The sequence below is a fragment of the Pseudomonas sp. YuFO20 genome (assembly GCF_035064975.1).
GTDB lineage: Bacteria > Pseudomonadota > Gammaproteobacteria > Pseudomonadales > Pseudomonadaceae > Aquipseudomonas > Aquipseudomonas putida_AE.
Genome location: NZ_JAXDEO010000025.1, coordinates 46,093 through 64,756 on the forward strand (window position 1 = coordinate 46,093; position 18,664 = coordinate 64,756).

Below are 18,664 nucleotides of genomic sequence, written 5' to 3' on the forward strand. Positions count from 1 at the left end.
TAACGATTCAGTACAGAACAAGCCTTGCCTCCAGCCAAGGCTCATGCTTAGCTGACTAATTATTAGTATTTCTCTTATTTCAGTCTGATCATGAGTGTTTTATGTCGTTGACCGATCAACACCGTTTTGGCATGCAGTTGGCACAAATGTCCCGTGGCTGGCGCGCCGAGCTCGACCGCCGCCTTGCCGGACTTGGCCTGTCCCAGGCCCGCTGGCTGGTGCTGCTGCACCTGGCGCGCTTCGAGCAAGCCCCGACCCAGCGTGAGCTGGCGCAAAGCGTCGGCGTCGAGGGGCCAACCCTGGCGCGGCTGCTCGACAGTCTGGAAAGCCAGGGCCTGGTGCAACGCCAGGCGGTGGTGGAAGACCGTCGGGCGAAAAAAATTGTGCTTTGCGCGCCGGCGCTGCCCCTGATCGAACAAATTGAAACCATTGCCACCCAGCTGCGTCATGAACTCTTCGAAGGTGTCGATGAGGCGGACGTAAAGGTCTGCATGCGTGTTCACGGGCACATCCTGGCCAACCTCGAAAAATCCTGAGACACAACCTCCCGCCCAGGCTTTTGAGCCAGGGCATTGGGCGGACTATAAGAACTAGTCGGCAATATCGTGTTCGTACCGCAGGTGCGAACACGTGCAGATTGGTTTTTGGTTTACCTAAGGGATGTTCATGCTCCAGAGTCGGCTATTGGTTGTACGGTATGGCGCCAGGCTGTTGCTGGCCTGTGCCGCTGTTACTTATTCGGCCTGGGTGCCGGCGTTGGGCCTCGGTGAAATTACCCTGCACTCGGCACTGAATCAGCCGCTGCGCGCGGAGATCGCCCTGGTGGATGCCGCCGCAGTGGCTGAGGGCGAGCTGTCGGTCAGCCTGGCGACGGCGGACGAGTTCAGCCGCGCCGGCGTCGAGCGCATGGCCTTCCTCAACGACCTGACATTCACACCCATCCTGCGGGGCAATCGCAGCCTGGTCCGGGTCAGCTCCAACAAACCGGTCAAGGAACCCTACCTGGATTTTCTGGTGCAACTCGACCAGCCCAATGGCCGCGTGTTGCGCGAGTACACCGTGCTGATCGATCCTCCAGGTGCAGAAAACATGGCGCCGATCAGTGATGAACCAGCGGTGAACCGTCCCTCTTCAGCATTCCCGAGTGTCGAGCCGGCAGTCGCACCATTACCTGCACGCACGGAATCGGCGGCAAGGCCTGTCGCCGATCCCCTGGCTGAACAACTGGCCGCCAGCGTCCTGCACAACCAACAGTTGCAGGCGAGCGTCGATGAACTCAACGTGAAACTTCAGGCCCGGGACGAGCAGATCGCCGTTGAGAAAAAGCAGGTCGCCGAGTTGCAAGCCCGATTGGCCGAGGTCAAGCAGGCACCCACGGAACCTGTTGCGTCGGTTGACGTGGCGCCAGCGCCAGTGGCGGAGCCTGGGTCGAACTGGCTAGCGATCGGAGGGTTGCTGGCGCTGGTGGCGTTGGCGTTACTGCTGGTGCGGGTTCGTCGGCAAAGACAGCAGGACCAGGTATCGCTGGAACCATCGCAACCAGACCCGCAGCCCGATGGGCAGAGCCTTCAGGAAGTGCCCGTCCGCCAATCGCCATTGCAACCTCTTGCGCCGGTTGTGCTTGCAGCACCGGTACTTTTGCCCCTGGTGACGCCATCGCCGCCATTACCCTTCGATGAGTTCCAGCTGAATCTGGACGACTTGTCGATGGAAACGAACTGGGATCTGGGCCCGATGGACCCTTCTCCTACCGCCGAGCAGCCGCCGAAAGCGCCAGCGCTGCCCGAGCCTGAGATTGAATGGGTAATCGAACCCGCCGAACCGGGTAACAGGCAATAAACACCGTTATCATGGTGGCGCCCTCTGCCTCAGGAGTTTCGCCGATCATGACCGCCAGCAAACCGGAAATCGTCATCACCTATTGCACCCAATGCCAGTGGCTGCTGCGTGCGGCCTGGCTCGCCCAGGAGCTGCTCAGCACCTTTGGCGATGACCTGGACAAGGTGTCCCTGGTGCCCGGCACGGGTGGGGTCTTTCACATTTTCTGTGACCAGGTGCAGCTCTGGGAGCGCAAGGCTGACGGCGGTTTCCCCGAGGCCAAGGTGCTCAAGCAGCGGGTCCGCGACCAGATCGATCCGGACCGCGACCTGGGGCACAACGATCGCACTCAGTGAGACACCGCCTCGGCGGCAACGGTTTTCTTGATCGCACCACTCGATAGCCTGCTGGACACCACGATCGCGACGATGATCAATGCGCCACCCAGCAGCATGCGCAGGGTCGGGTTTTCATCGAACAGCAGCCAGGCGATGGTGATCCCGTAGACCGGCTCCAGGGCGAAGACCACGGCGGCGGTCCGTGCCTTGATCACCGCCAGGCTGGCGACAAACAGGCTGTGGGCGACGCCGGTGCAGAACACCCCGAGCAGGCCGATCCACAGCCAGTCGATGGCGCGCACTTCACTCAGGTGCGGGGCTGCGGCTGGCAGCAGGCACAATCCGACCACCACGTTCTGGCACAACGCCGCCTGCACCGGCGGGATGCGCGCGGAGCTGGCGCGGTTGGTCAGCGACAACAAGGAAAACAGCAAGCCCGAGGCGATCGACCAGAGCAGGCCGGTGGTGGCGCCACTGCCCAGATCGAACGCAGGCGTGACCAGCACCAGCCCGACACTCACCAGCGCCACCAGCAGAATTTCATTGGCGCGGATGCGCTCACGGAAAATCAGCCCTTCAAGGATCACGGTAAAGGCCGGGAAACTGGCAAAACCCAGGGTCGCGATGGCAACGCCGGCGACCTTCACCGAGATGAAGAAACTCACCCAGTGCCCGGCCAGCAGCAAGCCGCTGAGCAGCAGTCGGCGCACATCCACCGCTTCGAGTCTTCGCCAACGGCTTTGGCTGGCAAAGCGCGCAAAGAACGCCAGCGCCAGCACCGCGAACGCCGCCCGGCCGAAGACGATGATCGCCGGCGAAGCGGCGGCGAGTTTGCCGAATACGCCGGTCAGGCCGAACATCAATGCGCCGATATGCAGGGCGCCCAGGGCGGTACGGGGAGTCATGGCAATCCTTGATAAACGTGGCCGACAACACCGCCGACCCTTGTAGGAGCTGCCGCAGGCTGCGATCTTTTGATCTTGATCCTGAAAGCAAGATCAAAAGATCGCAGCCTGCGGCAGCTCCTACATTGAACGTGTAAACGAACCCTGTGTCTGTCGCCAGACTCGCGTCATTTGTCGCCAGCCTCGCGCCGCAATTTACCCGGCGATGCACCGAACTCGCGCAGCACCGCAGCGGCAAAGGCACTCTGGGAGCTGTAGCCGACCCGACAGGCAATCTCGCCAATGGGCAGCGCCGAATTGCGCAGCAATCCCACGGCCTTGTGCAGGCGTCGGCTGCGGATGTAGTCCATCGGCGTCTGCCCGCATTCGGCCACGAACCGGGCATGCAAACGGGCGCTGGAAAGACCGGCCACACGCGCCAGATCGGCGACTTGCAGCGGGTAGGCGGCGTATTGGTCGATGTGTGCATTCAGGGCGGCGTAGGGCAGGCGCCGGCCGCCGACCGAGTCGGGCCTGGCGTTGTTGAGGCTCGCCAGCAACAGCACCGCGCCCTGTTGCGCAATGACCGGATCATCGACCGGGCTGTTGGCCAGCCACTCGACCAATTGGCTCTGTCCTGCATCCAGCGACAAGCGGCCGGCGTTGTCGAGCAGGCGTCGACTGGCATCGGCATGATCGCCCAGGGACTGGCCAAGCCATTGATCGCCGGGCACGTCGAGGACCAGACAGCGGCTGCCGTTGGGGCTGCCGCAGGCATGATGAAAGCCGCCCGGAATCACCACGAAGCTTTGCTGGACCACCTGGCTGCCATGCCCGTCGACTTCGAAATCCAGCGCACCCGACAGCCCGAACACCAGTTGCGCATGCTCATGGCTGTGGACGATCAGGTCGTGGGTGTACTGGCGCAGGGTGAGGATCGGTCTCATCTCGGCTCTCGTTGCAGGGTTGATGCGTCAGGTCGCAGTCTACACCGACACCACCTGCGCGCGCTGTCACAGGACTGACTCGGCGCTGTCATGGGCCATTAACCCGGACGCGGCAAGCTTGCCAAAACTTGTCCTGAGGGTTGCCCATGACCAGCGCCGAGCTCGCCAAACCCAGTCGTAAGCAACGTGTGCGGACCCTGTGGATTTCCGATGTGCACCTGGGCACCCGCGATTGCCAGGCCGAGCATCTGTCGCAGTTCCTCAAGGGTTATCACGCGGACAAGGTCTACCTGGTCGGTGACATCATCGACGGCTGGAAACTGCGCGGCGGCATGTACTGGCCCCAGGCGCACACCAACGTGATCCGCCGCCTGTTGACCATGAGCAAGCGCGGCACCGAGGTGATCTACGTCACCGGCAACCACGACGAATTCCTGCGCCGCTATTCGAAGCTGATCCTGGGCAACATCCAGCTGGTGGACGAAGCGGTGCACGTGACCGCCGATGGCCGGCACTTGCTGGTGATCCACGGCGATCAGTTCGATGTGATTACCCGCTACCACCGCTGGCTGGCGTTTCTCGGCGACTCGGCCTACGAATTCACCCTGACCCTCAACCGCTGGCTCAACCACTGGCGCGCCCGATACGGCTACGGCTACTGGTCGCTGTCGGCGTACCTCAAGCACAAGGTGAAAACCGCGGTGAGCTTCATCAGCGATTTTGAAGAAGCCATCGCCCACGAGTGCGTCAAGCGCGAACTGCACGGCGTGGTGTGCGGCCATATTCACCATGCCGAGATTCGCAAGGTGGGTGGGGTCGACTACCTCAATTGCGGCGACTGGGTGGAGTCGTGCACGGCGCTGATCGAGCATTGGGATGGCACGATCGAGTTGTATCGGCTGGCCGATGCGCAGGAGGCGCAATTGAAGGCAGTTAAAATGGCAGAGCCTGCGTAGACAGGTCCGGCGCCTTCGCTGTAGGAGCAAGCTTGCTCGCGATGGAATTCAACGATGACGCGGGAAACCAGACACCCCGCGGCGACCTCAGGTTTTTCGTCGGAACGCCGCCCGGAGCAAGCTCGCTCCTACATCGCCGCCTTGTAGATCGAGTTCTTCGGCTGCGCAAACAACCGTTCCATCATCGGCTCGAAGAAACTCAACGGCAGCGTGTCATACGCCGGGTCAAACGCCGCCGCATCGTATTTGGCGCAGAATTCGATGGTGGCCTGATACTGCGGGTGATCGCAGAATTGCTCGCGCAGATGCCGGTCCATGCCCAGGTGATGGAAGAAGTAGTAGCCCTGGAAAATCCCGTGTTTTTCCACCATCCACAGATTCTCGGCGCTGACAAACGGCTTGAGGATGGCCGCGGCGATGTCCGGGTGGTTGTAGGAACCCAGGGTGTCGCCGATGTCGTGGAGCAGGGCGCAGACCACGTACTCTTCATCGCGGCCATCGCGCCAGGCGCGGGTGGCGGTTTGCAGCGAGTGGGTCAGGCGGTCCACGGGGAACCCGCCGAAATCACCTTCGAGCAGCTTCAGGTGCGCCGCGATCCGAATCGGCAATTGGCGAGCGTAGGCGCTGAAGTCCGCGGCGATGATCGCCCAGTCTTCCTGCGTACCATCCTTCATGTGGGTAAAACGGGCATTGGCATTCATCGGCAATCCTCTGCTGATCTAGAACGGCACGCGTCCCAGGATCATGTCGCGATACATGACGAAATCGCCGAGAAGGCTGTAGAAAGGGTGCTGAAAGGTTGCAGGACGATTCTTCTCGAAGAAGAAATGGCCAACCCAGGCGAAGCTGTAACCCGCCAGCGGCAATACCCACAACAAGGTCCAGGCGCCACGACCGACGGTCAGCGCCAGAATGAAAATAACCAGCGTGGTGCCGATGAAGTGCAATCGTCGGCAGGTACTGTTGCTGTGTTCGCTGAGGTAATACGGATAAAACTCAGCGAAGCTATTGAAACGCTTGATGTTTTCCACGACCGCGATCTCTGTGGTTATTGTTCTGGCTGCAACTTGTTCTGCGGGTAGCTTATTTGAGTCTAGAGTGATCATTGGCGCGAGCCAGTGACAATAGGCGCCACTTTAGTATCCTTCGGAAAATTTGCCGCGACAGACGGCTCACCAAGACAGTAGACGCCATGAGCGAACGAACGACTTCTGCAAGCTGGGCGATGGGGATTGTCAAAGCACTGGAAATGGACGGCCTGGATTGCCGGGTTCTGTTCAATCAACTGGGGCTCGACTACGCGGCACTGGATGATCCGGATGCGCGCTTCCCGCAAGATTCCATGACACGACTGTGGCAACGGGCGGTTGAACTGTCCGGCAACCCGGCGATTGGCCTGAACATGGGCAAGGTGGTGCGACCGGCACAGTTCCACGTGACCGGTTACGCCCTGATGTCCAGCCAGACCCTGGCCGAAGGCTTCAGGCGACTGGTGCGTTACCAGCGGATCATCGCCGAAAGCGCCGACCTGAGTTTTCGCCTGCTGGATGAGGGCTATGCGCTGATCCTGACGGTGCATGGCGACCATTTGCCGCCGACCCGGCAAAGCGCCGAAGCCTCGTTGGCCTGCGCCCTGGCACTGTGCGGCTGGTTGACCGGACGCACGCTGCACCCGCGCAAGGTGCTGGTGCAGGGTGATCAACCGGCCGATCTCGAACCCTATAAACAAGCCTTCCATGCGCCGCTGGTGTTCAACGCGCCCTACGATGCGTTGATATTTGAACGCGCGGACATGGAAGCACCGCTGCCGACGGCCAACGAGGCCATGGCGCTGTTGCATGACCGGTTTGCCGGCGAATACCTGGCGCGGTTTTCCGAGAGTCGGGTCACGCACAAGGCGCGCCAGGTGCTGTGCCGTCTGCTGCCCCAGGGCGAACCCAAGCGAGATGCCGTGGCGCAGACGCTGCATTTGTCGCAACGCACCTTGCAACGGCGTCTACAGGAGGAGGGCACGAGTTTTCAGACGTTGCTCGACGACACCCGTCGTGAACTGGCGGAGCAGTACCTGGCGCAACCGAGCATGACCCTGCTGGAAATCGCCTACCTGCTGGGGTTCGCTGATCCGAGCAATTTCTTCCGCGCTTTCCGCCGCTGGTTCGACACCACGCCCGGCGAGTACCGGGCGCGCCTGATGGAAACGCCGGCGCCGGTCAGTGACGCCAGAACGCCGGTATACACAGCACAAACACGGTAATGATCTCCAGTCGGCCCAGCAGCATACCGAACGAGAGAATCCACTTGGCCGCGTCCGGCAGGGAAGCGAAGTTGCCTGCCGGGCCGATGGTCTCGCCCAGCCCCGGGCCGACGCCGGACACGGTGCTGGCGGCGCCGGTCAGGGCGGTCATCCAGTCCACCCCGAGCAGTGACAGCAACAACGCGATCACGCAGATGGTGATGGCGAAGAAGAACGAAAAGGTCAGGATCGAACGCACGATCTCTTCATCGAGGCGGTGGCCGTTGTACTTCTGCTTGATCACCGCACGGGGGTGGATCAGCTGGTTAAGGTTGGCCTTGAGCAGGATGTAGGCGACCTGGAAGCGGAAAATCTTGATCCCGCCGGCAGTCGAACCAGAGCAACCGCCGACGAAACCCAGATAGAAGAACAGCATCAGCGAGAAATTGCCCCACAGGCTGTAGTCCCCCAGCGCGAAACCGGTGGTGGTGACCACCGACGTCACGTTCAGCGCCACATGCCGCAACGCCTCCAGCCAATGCAGCTGGGTGGTCCACCAGTACCAGGTGCCAAGTACCAGCCAGGTCACCAGCAACATGCCGAGCAAGCCCTGGACCTGCTGGTCCTTGATCAGCGCCCGGCGGTTACCGCGCAGGGTCGCCACGTACAGGGTGAACGGCAGGCTGCCGAGAATCATGATGACGATGGCCACCCAATGCACCGCCGGTTGCGTCCACTTGGCCAGGGACTGGTCCGAGGTCGAGAACCCCCCGGTGGAAATCGCCGACATCGCATGGTTGATCGCATCGAACGGGCTCATCCCGGCCCACCAGAAGGCCAGGCTGCCGAAAATGGTGATGCCGACGTAGGCCGCCACGATCAGGCGCGCCACCATGTGCGAACGGGGCATGACTTTTTCAGAACGGTCCGAAGACTCGGTCTGGAACAGCCGCATGCCACCGATGCGCAGCAGCGGCAGGATCGCCACCGCCATGCCGATAAACCCGATGCCGCCGATCCAGTGCAGCAGCGAGCGCCACATCAGGATGCCGGGGGACATGTCGTCCAGGTGGTTGAGCACCGTCGAACCGGTGGCGGTGATCCCGGACATGCTTTCAAAGAACGAGTCGGTGTAGCTGATGTGCTGGGTCAGCAGGAACGGCAGCGCGGCGAAGATACACACCACCAGCCAGCTGCTGACGGTCAGCAGGTACATGTCCCGTGGTCGCAGATGGACATGCTCGGGGCGCCCGGGAATGACCAGGGCGAGGCCGGCGACAAAGGTGATCATGCTGGCCCAGAGGAACGACGGCAGGTCGCCGGTGCGATCGAAGATCACCAGCGTGGCCATGGGCACGACCATGGCGATGGCCAGGGTTATCAGGAAAATGCCGATGATGAAACCAATGAGACGTAAGGTCGGCAACGCCATGAAATCCGCTCGGCTGAAGTAAGGAGGGCGCCATTCTACCTGCGGGGCGGGGCATGTAAACCGCACTGCCTCAGTAGTTACAGCTAGAATAGCCGCACATTTTTTTCTGGAGGTGGCCGATGCAGGCTCTCGACGTTTTGCTCAACCGTGTTTCCGTCCCGCGCTTGATTGAGCCAGCCCCTACCCAGGCGCAACGCGAAGTGCTGTTTGCCGCAGCCATGCGCGCCCCGGATCACGGCCACTTGCAGCCTTGGCGCTTCCTGACGGTCGAAGGCGCGGCGCGTGAGCAAATGGGCGAGTTGCTGGCCGAGGCGGCAAAGCTGCAGGACGCTGAAGTCACTGAAGCGGCCATCGACAAGGCGCGTAATGGACCGCTGCGGGCACCGCTGGTGGTCGTGGTGATTGCGCGGGTGCAGGAGCACGTCAAATATCCGAAGTCCGAACAGTTGCTGGCCGCGGGTTGTGCGGCCCACGGGATTTTGCTGGCGGCCTATGCCCAGGGTATCGGCGCGGTATGGCGCACCGGTGACCTGGCCTATTCGCCGCATGTGGCCAAGGGGTTAGGTCTTGCTGAAGGGGAAGAGGTGATTGCCTTCCTGTATCTGGGTACGCCGCTGAAAGAACCGCGAGTGGCGGAGAAGGTTGATCTGGCCGAGTTCGTCAGCGCCTGGCCGAGTAAAGCCTGACACGACCGATCAAATGTGGGAGCGGGCTTGCTCGCGAAGGCGGAGTGTCAGGCACATCTTTTACATCTGACATACCGCCTTCGCGAGCAAGCCCGCTCCCACAATGGATCTATGCCGTTCATAGAGTTTGGGGGGTGCCTCAGGGTTGGACCACTGCACCTGGGACGAGCGGAAACTCCAGGCTGGCGATGAACCCACCTTCAGGGTGATTGGCCAGCATCAGGCTTCCGCCATGGCGTTCCGCCGCACGGCGCGCAATCGCCAGTCCCAGGCCGTGCCCGGCTGCCGTCTGCCCGGGCGCGCGATAGAAGGGCTCGCCCAGCTGGCGCAAATGTTCAGCTTCCGCCCCCGGCCCATGGTCACGCACGGTCACCACGATCCGCTCCCCCTGGCGCAAGGCCTGCATTTCAATCGGCAGGCCGCCCGCCGGGTTGAAGCGCTGGGCGTTGCGCAGCAGGTTGTCCACGGCGCGCTCGATCATGGTCGGCCAACCCTTGAGGGTCAGCTGCGACTCGGCTTCCAGGTGCACGAGCTGTTCGGGTGAACCCAGCTGTGCATCTTTTTGCAGGGTCGTGAGCAGGGCGTTGAGATCCACTTCTTCGGCACTGGCGTTATCGGCATCGACCCGCGCCAGCACGAGGATTTCGCTGATCAAGGCTTCGAGGCGGTCGCATTCGCGGGTGAGCCGCGGCCAGAGTTTTTCCCGCTCTTCAGGGCTGGCCCGTTCGGCCAATGCCAGGGCAATGCGCAGACGGGCAAGCGGGGACCGCAGTTCGTGAGACACATCGCGCAGCAGTTGCCGTTGACTGCCGATCAGGCTTTGCAGGCGCGCGCCCATGCGGTTGAAGTCGTTGGCCAGCACGCCGAATTCGTCGCGGCGGTTGGCCAGCTTGACCAGGCTGTTCTGTTGGTAGGTGGTTTGTCCCAGGTCATGCACCGCGCCGCGTAAACGGCTGAGCGGGCGGGTGATGGAGAAGGTCACCAGCAGGCTGAACAGGGTCAGTACCACCAGGGCGATCCCCAGCGCACTCAACGGCCAGAGCAGGCTTTCGCGGTGCCAGGCGTCGAGTTCCGGGTGTGGGATGCGGTAGATGAACAGGTAGGTGTCACCACTTTTGTCGCTGGTGAACTCATCGGTCAGGCGCCGCCATGGCAGGCGGCGGTCGTCGTTGTTCTGCCGCGCCTCAAAGGCCGCCGCACGCCGTGGGAAGGTGCCGCGCACCACCGGGTCGCCGCTTTCGTTGAGCACCTGGACGTCGATGTGATATTGGCGCTTGCGCTGCTGCAGGATGTCCTGGGCTGCGTCTTCGCCCTGGGTTTCGTAGGTTTGCGTCCATTGTTCGGCCAGGGTGTTGAGGCCCGGATGGCGACTGAGAATCCACGCGTCCTGATTGAGCATGTGCCCGAGCAGAATGGAGAGCCCTGCAACCAGGGCGATGGCCAGCCAGAAGCTGGCCAGGACCCGCCAGAACAATGAGCGCACAGAAAATCCTCGAACAGACCTGTAGGAGCGAGCTTGCTCGCGATAAACGACTAGACAACACGGGCTACCTGATGCCGCGCGTTATCGTTGACGTCCATCGCGAGCAAGCTCGCTCCTACAGTAGATCAAAAGCAATGAGGCCCAACGGTGGTTAACCGTTGGGCCGGGGGTTAGCACATTATTGCGCTTTTTGCGCCTGCTGCGCTTTCCAGGCCTTGAACTCTGCCCATTCCGCGCGACGTTCAGCCTGTTTTTTCTGGATCTCGTCGAATTTCTTCTGTTGATCCGGCTTCAACAAGGCACGCACATCGGCTTCGGCTTTCTTGTGGTTGGCAGCCATTTCATCTTTCATGGCTTTCTGGTCGGCTGGCGAGAGTTTTTCCAGGTACTTGTCGACCACTTGCTTACGCTCGTGCATCTGCTCGCCCATGATCTTGCGGATCTGCTCGCGCTGCTCGCGGCTCAGGTCCAGTTGGCTGTACGGGCCTTTACCGTGCATGCCGTGCATCTGACCGCCGTGGCGCGAACCGTCCATCGGGCCATCCATCGGGCCTGCGCCTTCAGGCATGGCCATGGCAACGGTCGGCAGGGCAGTGGCGAACATCAGAGCGATAAGAGTCTTGCGCATGGTGAATCTCCTTGTCTCATTCCCGGTACGTTCCGGATGAGTTCAGATTACGCAGATCAAGGTCAGCGGCGGTCAGCGGTACGTAAAGCTTGGGTAAAGATGGTTTTGCGCCGACCTGACAAAAACAACCCTTGTAGGAGCCGGCTTGCCAGCGAAGGCGTCCGAAAGAACGACGCATTATTCAAGGACGCCTTCGCCGGCAAGGGAGCGTAGGTTTAGAGGCTGTAGTAGTAGCCGCGGCTGCGCAGGGCCACGATGCGCGGGCGGCCATCGGGATGCGGGCCGATTTTTTTGCGCAGGTTGCTCACGTGCATGTCGAGGCTGCGGTCGTACAGGGTCAGCTTGCGGCCGAGGGCGATTTGCGCCAGTTCCTGTTTGTCCAGCGGCTCGCCGGGCTGCTTGAGCAGGGCTTCGAGCAGGCGGCTTTCGGAAACTGTAAGCGTGAACTCCTGTTCATCGATGCTGACCACGCCGCGCACCGGGCTGAAACACAGGTCGCCCAGCTCCATCTGGCTGGACGCCGGCGCCGGATGGCTGCGGCGCAACACGGCGCGCAGGCGGGCTGTCAGTTCCCGTGGGTCGCAAGGTTTGGCCAGGTAGTCGTCGGCACCGAGCTCCAGGCCGAGGATACGGTCCAGGGGTTCGCCGCGGGCGGACAGCATCAGCACCGGCAAGTCCGGGTGATCGCTGCGCAGTTGCTTGAGCAGTTCCAGGCCACTGCCGTCCGGCAACATCACGTCCAGCACCACGGCCGCCGGGGAGGTTTCGGCCAGTGCGCGACGGGCGCTCTGGCCATCGTGACAGGCGCGCACCTGAAACCCTTCCTGGCTCAGCCAGCTGCTCAGGAGCTCGCACAGCTCCTGGTCATCATCAATTAGTAACAGCTCGCTCATGAATCACTCAATTTAGCCATTGTCGACGTTTTCGACTCGCTCCACTGGCGAAGATACCGCAGAGCAGGGCCAATAGCGCCACCCCGGCGCCAACGACGAACCACTGTTGCTGATCGGTCAGCAAGCGCGGGATCGTACTGCCGGCCTGGACTTCCCGAAGTTGCAGCTTGAGTCGCTGATTCTCCTGGCGCAACCGGACCAGCTGGACGCTTTCGCGTTCGCCATCGGCATTGTTCAATTGTTTGCCCAGTTCTTCTCGTTGCCGCTCGCTTTCCTTCAAGCGTTGCTGCAGTTCGTTGATCTGGCTGCCGGCGCTCAAGGACAGCGGCGTGGAGTTCGCGCCCTCGGCGGCTTCTTCACCGTGGGCGGGCGCCACGATCGACAACGTGACCAACATCAGACACAACGGACCTTTGCGCATCGCGACTCCTGATTCCAATACGGATATTGGGGAGTTTGTCGGCAGGCAAACGAGAATAATGAGCGATTGAGAACGCGATGAACCGATAAGGTTCACCGCGCCAAGAGACGTTACGGCAGGACTTGCTTGAAAGGCTTGACCAGGACGTTGGCGTAGACGCCGGCGGCGATGTACGGATCGGCGTCGGCCCAGGCCTGTGCGGCGCTCAGGGAGTCGAATTCGGCGACGATCAGGCTGCCGGTGAAACCCGCTGCCCCTGGATCATTGCTGTCGACCGCCGGATGTGGGCCGGCCAATACGATGCGACCTTCGCCTTTGAGCACCTGCAGGCGCTCAAGGTGTGCAGGCCGGGCGGCCAGGCGGGCTTCCAGGGAGTTGGCGACGTCTGTGGCAATGATTGCGTAAAGCATGTCAGTCCTCGGTTTTCGGCGTTGTGGTATCGGCGTCGTGCAGGTGGCGGGACAGGTAGATGCCCTGGCCGACCAGGAACAGCAAAGTCATGCCCAGGCTGCCGAAGACCTTGAAGTCGACCCAGTAGCTCTGGAACGTGAACGCGACGAACAGGTTGGCGGCACCGCAAAACAGGAAAAACGCGATCCAGGCGATGTTCAGGCGCGTCCAGACCGGCTCCGGCAGGCTCAGCGCGTGGCCCATGATGCGCTTGATCAGCAGTTGGTCACCGATGAAGTGGCTGCCGATGAACGCCAGGGCGAACAGCCAGTTGACCACCGGAGCTTTCCATTTCAGGAAGGTCTCGCTGTGGAAGGCCAGGGTCAGGCTGCCGAAGACCAGGCAGGCGATCAGGGTCAGCCACTGGCTCTTCTCCAGCTTGCGCTGCTTGATGAACAGCGTGCCGTAGACCACCAGGGAGCTGATGATCAGCATCGCGGTGGCGCTGTAGATGCCGCCTACAGTGACCTCGTGGCCGGCAATGTCGACGACGCGTGGATCGATCTTGAAGACGATGAAAAACAGCAGGAGCGGGATGAAATCGATGAATTGTTTCACAGTGGCAGCCAGAAGCAGGATGTGGCGGCATAATAACAAACATATGGGCGCGCGATAGCGCCAGCTGATTTGAGGTTACAAAGCCCTGTGAATGTTGATTTGCACTGCCATAGCACGGCCTCCGATGGCGCCCTGGCGCCTGCGATCCTGGTTGCGCGAGCGTTCGAGAAAGGCGTGCGAGTCCTGGCCTTGACCGATCACGACACCCTCGAAGGCCTCGACGAGGCCCGCTGTGCAGCGAATGCGCTGGGGATGCAACTGGTCAATGGCGTCGAATTGTCCTGCACCTGGGGCGGCGCGACCATTCACGTGCTGGGCTACGGTTTCGATGTCAATGCCGCGCCGTTGGTCGAGGCGATTGCCAAGTTGCGCGACGGCCGCTGGCTACGTTCCGAGGAAATCAGCCGCAAACTGGCGTTGAAAGGCATGCCGGGAGCGCTCGAAGGCGCCCGGGAAGTCCAGCAGGCCCTGGGCGACAGCGGTAACGCGCCGGCCCGCCCGCACTTCGCCGACTGGATGGTGCGCGAAGGTTTCGTCAAGGATCGCGCCGAAGCGTTCCGCAAATGGCTGGGTGCCGGCAAGCTGGGCGACGTCAAGCAACACTGGCCAACCCTGGAAGAAACCGTCGAAACCCTGCGCGCGGCCAAGGCGTGGGTCAGTCTGGCCCACCCCTGGCACTACGAATTCACTCGCAGCAAGCGTCGCCGCCTGATTGCCGACTATATTCAAGCAGGGGGCCACGCGATCGAAGTGGTCAATGGCCATCAGCCTGCCGAGCAAGTAGGCAGCCTGGCTATTCTGGCCCGCGAGTTCGGTCTGCTGGTCAGCGCCGGCAGTGATTTTCATGGCCCTGGAGGCTGGTCCGAGATCGGTGAATATCGCCCGCTTCCGGAGGATCTGCCACCACTGTGGTGTCGATTCAAACATGACCCAAATATTGCCGTCGTCTGAACAGGTAGAGAATGTGAGTCAATTTTTCCAGATTCATCCGGAAAACCCGCAAGCGCGCCTGATCAAGCAGGCTGTCGAGATCATTCGCAAGGGCGGGGTGGTGATCTATCCCACGGACTCCTCCTACGCCATTGGTTGCCAGATCGGCGACAAGGTCGCCGTGGAGCGCGTACGCCGACTGCGCCAGCTCGACGAAAAGCACAACTTTGCGCTGATCTGCAGCGATCTGTCACAACTGGGGCTGTTCGCCAAGATCGACACGGGCACCTTCCGCATTCTCAAGGCTCACCTTCCAGGGCCCTACACTTTTATCCTCAACGCCACCCGTGAAGTCCCGCGCCTGCTGTTGCATCCGAAAAAACGCACCATCGGCCTGCGGGTGCCGAGCCACCCGATTGCCCTGGCGCTGCTCGAAGAGCTTGGCGAACCGCTGATGAGCGTGACGCTGATCATGCCGGGCGACGAGGATCCTTTGACCGATCCTTACGAAATGCGCCAGTTGCTCGAGCATCAGGTCGACCTGATCATCGATGGTGGTTTTGGCGGGATCAAGGCTTCCACGGTGATCAACCTCGCCGACGGCGAGCCGGAAGTGATCCGCGTCGGTTGTGGCGACCCTGCGCCGTTCATGGTCGAGGCCTAGATGTCCGCAGTTGAACCCGTCGACAGTCAGGCCGGGGCCCAGCAAGAGCTGCCTTTCGCCATGGTCTATGGCCAGGCGGTCATGGAAATGCCGCTGGACCTGTACATCCCGCCGGATGCGCTGGAGGTCTTTCTCGAAGCCTTCGAAGGCCCCCTCGACCTGCTCCTGTACCTGATCCGCAAACAGAACATCAACATCCTCGACATCCCGGTGGCGGAAATCACCCGTCAGTACATGGGTTATGTCGAGTTGATGCAGTCGGTGCGCCTGGAACTGGCCGCCGAATACCTGGTGATGGCCGCGATGCTGGCCGAGATCAAGTCGCGGATGCTGCTGCCGCGGGCTGAAACCGTCGAGGACGAGGAAGAAGACCCGCGAGCCGAACTGATCCGTCGCTTGCAGGAGTACGAGCGTTTCAAGGCCGCCGCCGAAGGCATCGATGGCCTGAGCCGGGTCGGTCGCGACGTGGTGGTGCCCAAGCTCGATGCCCCGGAAGCCAGGGCGCGCAAACTGTTGCCGGATGTGCGCTTGTCCGAGATTTTGCTGTCCATGGCCGAGGTGCTTCGCCGTGGCGACATGTTCGAAAGCCACCAGGTCAGCCGCGAAGCACTGTCCACCCGCGAACGCATGAGCGATGTGCTGGAACGGCTCAAGGGCGGCGGTTTCGTACCGTTCGTCGAGCTGTTCACCGCCGAGGAAGGGCGCCTGGGGGTTGTCGTGACCTTCATGGCAATTCTCGAGCTGGTCAAGGAATCCTTGGTCGAGCTGGTGCAGAATGAGCCGTTCGCCGCGATCCACGTCCGAGCACGAGCCGAATAACGAGTCCAATCATGAACCTGAGTGAACCCCGCGAGCTGGCGCCACTGCTCGAAGCCTTTCTGTTGGCCTCTGGAAAACCGCAATCGCTGGAGCGCCTGTTCGAGCTCTTCGAAGAGGGAGAGCGCCCGGAACCGGCGGTCTTCAAGAAAGCCCTGACCATCCTGGGCAAGTCCTGTGATGGCCGCGCCTACGAGTTGAAGGAGGTTGCTTCCGGCTATCGCCTGCAAATCCGTGAAAAGTTTTCGCCGTGGGTCGGGCGCTTATGGGAAGAGCGGCCGCAGCGCTACTCGCGGGCCATGCTCGAAACCATTGCCTTGATCGCCTATCGCCAGCCGATCACCCGAGGCGAGATCGAGGATGTGCGGGGCGTGGCGGTCAACAGCCAGATCGTCAAGACGCTGATGGAGCGCGAGTGGATCCGCATCGTCGGCTACCGCGATGTGCCGGGCAAGCCGGCGATGTTCGCCACCACCAAGGCGTTTCTCGATCATTTCAACCTGAAGAACCTCGATGACCTGCCGCCGCTGGCCGAGGTGCGCGAACTGGAGCCGGACCCGGTGCTCGATTTCGACGACGCGCCAGTACCCGCCGGGCTGCAGGAACTGGCCGACGCGAGCGCCGAGCCGGAAGAGCCCAAGGAAGAGACCAGTTTCCATACGCTGTTGCTGGAGTTGGACAGCATGGAGGAGGGGATCAAGACCGACTTCGACGATCTGTTGCGTGATGGTGAGTTGCCGGGGATTGATCCGGAGCAGCCTGACATCGAAACGGAACAGGTTGAACCCGAAGCTGAGCCCGAGCAGGAAGACGACATCCTCGGCGTTGCCGAGGCTCGCGAAAAGCTCCTGGCCGCCGTCGCTGCCCTCGAACAGCCGAAACCCGAGCCGGAGCTATCCGACGAAGAAGCCGAAGCCCTGGCCCTCGCCGAAGCCATCGAAGCCGAACGCCGCGAATTCGAAGACTGACACAGTTCCAATGTGGGGGAATGTGTTCAAAGTGGATCACCGGCCGGCGGAAAAGCCAATAACCTTGCATTCATCAGCTAGTCTCTGATGCGCAAACGCCCGCATGCGCGTATGATTCGCGACCCTTCGGCGATCCCTTCGCCCAAGTACCCAGTTTTCAGAACACACCGGGAGGTGCCCAGATGAGTATCAAAGACCAGAAAGACGACCAGGAAATCGGCCCAGCAGGCGAAAAACTGCAGAAGGTCCTCGCCCGTATCGGCGTCGGCTCGCGCCGTGACGTGGAAGCCTGGATCAGCCACGGCCGGATCAAGGTCAACGGCAAAGACGCCACCCTTGGCCAGCGCGTCGATATGCACGACGCCATCACCATCGACGGCAAGGTCATCAAGCGTGAAGAGGCCGCCGAGTCGGTCCGCCGCGTGATCATGTACAACAAGCCCGATGGCGAAATCTGCACCCGCGTCGACCCGGAAGGCCGTCCGACCGTGTTCGACAAGATGCCAAAGCCGAAAGAAGGCCGCTGGATCAACATCGGTCGCCTCGACATCAACACCACCGGCCTGCTGATGTTCACCACCGACGGTGAGCTGGCCAACCGCCTGATGCACCCTTCCTACGAAATGGACCGTGAATACGCGGTGCGTGTGCGTGGCGAAGTCGATGACGAGATGATCGAGCGCCTGAAAGCCGGCGTGGTCCTCGAAGACGGCCCGGCCAAATTCACCGACATCAAGCAGGCTCCAGGCGGCGAAGGTTTCAACCACTGGTACCACTGCGTGGTGATGGAAGGTCGTAACCGCGAAGTACGTCGCCTGTGGGAATCCCAGGGCCTGGTGGTCAGCCGTCTGAAGCGCGTGCGTTTCGGTCCGGTGTTCCTCAACTCGGACCTGCCGATGGGTCGCTGGCGCGAAATGAGCCAGTACGAAGTCGACATCCTCAGTGCCGAGGTCGGCCTGACGCCGGTCGCGATGCCGCAGATGAACGCCAAGAGCAAAGACAAGCTTGACCGGATGCAGCGTAAATCGTCGCGTCCAATGGCCAAGACCGAGCGCGTACGGACCCTGCGTCCAGCCACCGCCGCACCTGCAGCGCCACGTGCCAGCCGCGAGCCGCAGATCGAAGGCGAGCGCCCGGCGCGCAAGCCGGCTGCTCGTCAGGACGGTGAACGCGGTCCACGCACGCCGCGTCCGGCCAATGGCCGCACCGAGCGTGGCGAAGGCCGTGGTACGCCGGTAGCTGATCGTCCGGCCGACACCAAGCGTCCGGCCAAGCCGGCGCCGAAGCGTCCGGGGATCAAGCTGGTTGACGGTGATGCGCCGTCGGGCAAACGCCGTGGCGCACCGGCCGGTTCCGGTCAGCGTCCGGGGTTTGGTCGTCGCAAGCCTGAGTAATCGGAAAGCGCTTCATGAAAAACGCCAGCCTTCGGGTTGGCGTTTTTTTTGTGCCTGGTTTTAGCCCTGTAGCGTTTTTGAGGACGCTTTCGCGAGCAAGCCCGCTCCCACAGGTGGCCGAGTCGGCACAGATAAATGCGATCCACTGTGGGAGCGGGCTTGCTC

General features: G+C 61.7%; 22 protein-coding genes. 11 read left to right on the forward strand and 11 right to left on the reverse strand.

Annotated features, from left to right (window positions below; translation table 11 throughout):
• Positions 1-101: 101 nt before the first annotated feature.
• The 3 genes from SOP85_RS15855 (at position 102) to SOP85_RS15865 (ending at position 2,174) form a co-directional block, all read left to right on the forward strand.
• The gene (locus tag SOP85_RS15855) at positions 102-536 is read left to right on the forward strand and encodes a MarR family transcriptional regulator (RefSeq protein WP_274074810.1); all 435 of its coding nucleotides are present in this window, start codon (positions 102-104) and stop codon (positions 534-536) included.
• A 130-nt stretch (positions 537-666) separates the two neighbouring features.
• Entirely contained in the window at positions 667-1,839 is a 1,173-nt protein-coding gene (locus tag SOP85_RS15860) for a type IV pilus assembly protein FimV (RefSeq protein ID WP_323627452.1), read from the forward strand.
• 47 nt (positions 1,840-1,886) lie between these two features.
• Positions 1,887-2,174, forward strand: a complete 288-nt coding sequence (locus SOP85_RS15865; protein WP_323627454.1) for a SelT/SelW/SelH family protein — start codon at positions 1,887-1,889, stop codon at positions 2,172-2,174.
• On the opposite strand, the gene SOP85_RS15870 is transcribed toward SOP85_RS15865, so the two are convergent.
• The gene (locus SOP85_RS15870) at positions 2,168-3,061 is read right to left on the reverse strand and encodes a DMT family transporter (protein WP_323627455.1); all 894 of its coding nucleotides are present in this window, start codon (positions 3,059-3,061) and stop codon (positions 2,168-2,170) included. The two genes, SOP85_RS15865 and SOP85_RS15870, sit on opposite strands and share 7 nt — an antisense overlap.
• 167 nt (positions 3,062-3,228) lie before the next feature.
• Positions 3,229-3,987 (reverse strand): helix-turn-helix transcriptional regulator, encoded by a 759-nt coding sequence (locus SOP85_RS15875; RefSeq protein ID WP_323627457.1) that lies wholly within the window; start codon positions 3,985-3,987, stop codon positions 3,229-3,231.
• A gap of 146 nt (positions 3,988-4,133) precedes the next feature.
• On the opposite strand from SOP85_RS15875, the gene SOP85_RS15880 reads away from it, so the two are divergent.
• Positions 4,134-4,943, forward strand: a complete 810-nt coding sequence (locus tag SOP85_RS15880) for a UDP-2,3-diacylglucosamine diphosphatase (protein ID WP_274074814.1) — start codon at positions 4,134-4,136, stop codon at positions 4,941-4,943.
• A 128-nt stretch (positions 4,944-5,071) separates the two neighbouring features.
• Here SOP85_RS15880 and SOP85_RS15885 read toward each other — a convergent pair whose 3' ends face one another.
• Together SOP85_RS15885 and SOP85_RS15890 are read right to left on the reverse strand one after the other, a co-directional pair.
• Positions 5,072-5,644, reverse strand: coding sequence for an HD domain-containing protein (locus SOP85_RS15885; protein ID WP_274074815.1), 573 nt, complete (start codon positions 5,642-5,644; stop codon positions 5,072-5,074).
• 18 nt (positions 5,645-5,662) lie between these two features.
• The gene (locus SOP85_RS15890; RefSeq protein WP_274074816.1) at positions 5,663-5,974 is read right to left on the reverse strand and encodes a DUF962 domain-containing protein; all 312 of its coding nucleotides are present in this window, start codon (positions 5,972-5,974) and stop codon (positions 5,663-5,665) included.
• Between the two features lie 161 nt (positions 5,975-6,135).
• Between SOP85_RS15890 and SOP85_RS15895 the strand changes: the two genes are divergently transcribed.
• A complete protein-coding gene (locus SOP85_RS15895; protein WP_274074817.1) occupies positions 6,136-7,197 on the forward strand; it encodes an AraC family transcriptional regulator in 1,062 nt (353 codons plus the stop codon).
• On the opposite strand, the gene SOP85_RS15900 is transcribed toward SOP85_RS15895, so the two are convergent.
• Positions 7,154-8,608 carry a TrkH family potassium uptake protein gene (locus tag SOP85_RS15900; protein WP_274074818.1) on the reverse strand — a complete coding sequence of 485 codons (1,455 nt, stop codon included), beginning with the start codon at positions 8,606-8,608 and terminating at the stop codon, positions 7,154-7,156. The two genes, SOP85_RS15895 and SOP85_RS15900, sit on opposite strands and share 44 nt — an antisense overlap.
• A 119-nt stretch (positions 8,609-8,727) precedes the next feature.
• Here SOP85_RS15900 and SOP85_RS15905 point away from each other — a divergent pair, with 119 nt between their 5' ends.
• Positions 8,728-9,294: an NAD(P)H nitroreductase gene (locus SOP85_RS15905; RefSeq protein WP_046816866.1), complete on the forward strand. Its 567-nt coding sequence runs from the start codon at positions 8,728-8,730 to the stop codon at positions 9,292-9,294.
• Positions 9,295-9,433: 139 nt separating this feature from the next.
• On the opposite strand, the gene SOP85_RS15910 is transcribed toward SOP85_RS15905, so the two are convergent.
• The 6 genes from SOP85_RS15910 to SOP85_RS15935 all read right to left on the reverse strand — a co-directional run bounded on the left by SOP85_RS15910 (position 9,434) and on the right by SOP85_RS15935 (position 13,727).
• On the reverse strand, positions 9,434-10,777 hold the full coding sequence (locus SOP85_RS15910) for a sensor histidine kinase (RefSeq protein WP_323627459.1): 1,344 nt from the start codon (positions 10,775-10,777) through the stop codon (positions 9,434-9,436).
• A 178-nt stretch (positions 10,778-10,955) separates the two neighbouring features.
• A complete protein-coding gene (locus tag SOP85_RS15915) occupies positions 10,956-11,405 on the reverse strand; it encodes an LTXXQ domain protein (protein ID WP_274074821.1) in 450 nt (149 codons plus the stop codon).
• A gap of 215 nt (positions 11,406-11,620) precedes the next feature.
• Positions 11,621-12,298, reverse strand: coding sequence for a response regulator transcription factor (locus tag SOP85_RS15920; RefSeq protein WP_274074822.1), 678 nt, complete (start codon positions 12,296-12,298; stop codon positions 11,621-11,623).
• Positions 12,299-12,305: 7 nt separating this feature from the next.
• Complete coding sequence (locus SOP85_RS15925; RefSeq protein ID WP_274074823.1) at positions 12,306-12,719, reverse strand: translation initiation factor 2; 414 nt, start codon at positions 12,717-12,719, stop codon at positions 12,306-12,308.
• A 110-nt stretch (positions 12,720-12,829) separates the two neighbouring features.
• On the reverse strand, positions 12,830-13,129 hold the full coding sequence (locus SOP85_RS15930) for a YciI family protein (RefSeq protein ID WP_007984134.1): 300 nt from the start codon (positions 13,127-13,129) through the stop codon (positions 12,830-12,832).
• Position 13,130: 1 nt separating this feature from the next.
• Positions 13,131-13,727, reverse strand: a complete 597-nt coding sequence (locus SOP85_RS15935) for a septation protein A (protein ID WP_008055521.1) — start codon at positions 13,725-13,727, stop codon at positions 13,131-13,133.
• 87 nt (positions 13,728-13,814) lie between these two features.
• Here SOP85_RS15935 and SOP85_RS15940 point away from each other — a divergent pair, with 87 nt between their 5' ends.
• The 5 genes from SOP85_RS15940 to rluB all read left to right on the forward strand — a co-directional run bounded on the left by SOP85_RS15940 (position 13,815) and on the right by rluB (position 18,499).
• Complete coding sequence (locus SOP85_RS15940; RefSeq protein WP_274074824.1) at positions 13,815-14,678, forward strand: PHP domain-containing protein; 864 nt, start codon at positions 13,815-13,817, stop codon at positions 14,676-14,678.
• 13 nt (positions 14,679-14,691) lie between these two features.
• Positions 14,692-15,321, forward strand: coding sequence for an L-threonylcarbamoyladenylate synthase (locus SOP85_RS15945; protein WP_046816873.1), 630 nt, complete (start codon positions 14,692-14,694; stop codon positions 15,319-15,321).
• A 120-nt stretch (positions 15,322-15,441) separates the two neighbouring features.
• Positions 15,442-16,140, forward strand: coding sequence for a segregation and condensation protein A (locus tag SOP85_RS15950; protein WP_178134427.1), 699 nt, complete (start codon positions 15,442-15,444; stop codon positions 16,138-16,140).
• Positions 16,141-16,151: 11 nt separating this feature from the next.
• Entirely contained in the window at positions 16,152-17,105 is a 954-nt protein-coding gene (gene scpB / locus SOP85_RS15955) for an SMC-Scp complex subunit ScpB (protein ID WP_323627460.1), read from the forward strand.
• Positions 17,106-17,287: 182 nt separating this feature from the next.
• The gene (gene rluB, locus SOP85_RS15960) at positions 17,288-18,499 is read left to right on the forward strand and encodes a 23S rRNA pseudouridine(2605) synthase RluB (RefSeq protein ID WP_274074826.1); all 1,212 of its coding nucleotides are present in this window, start codon (positions 17,288-17,290) and stop codon (positions 18,497-18,499) included.
• The last annotated feature ends 165 nt before the right edge of the window (positions 18,500-18,664 follow it).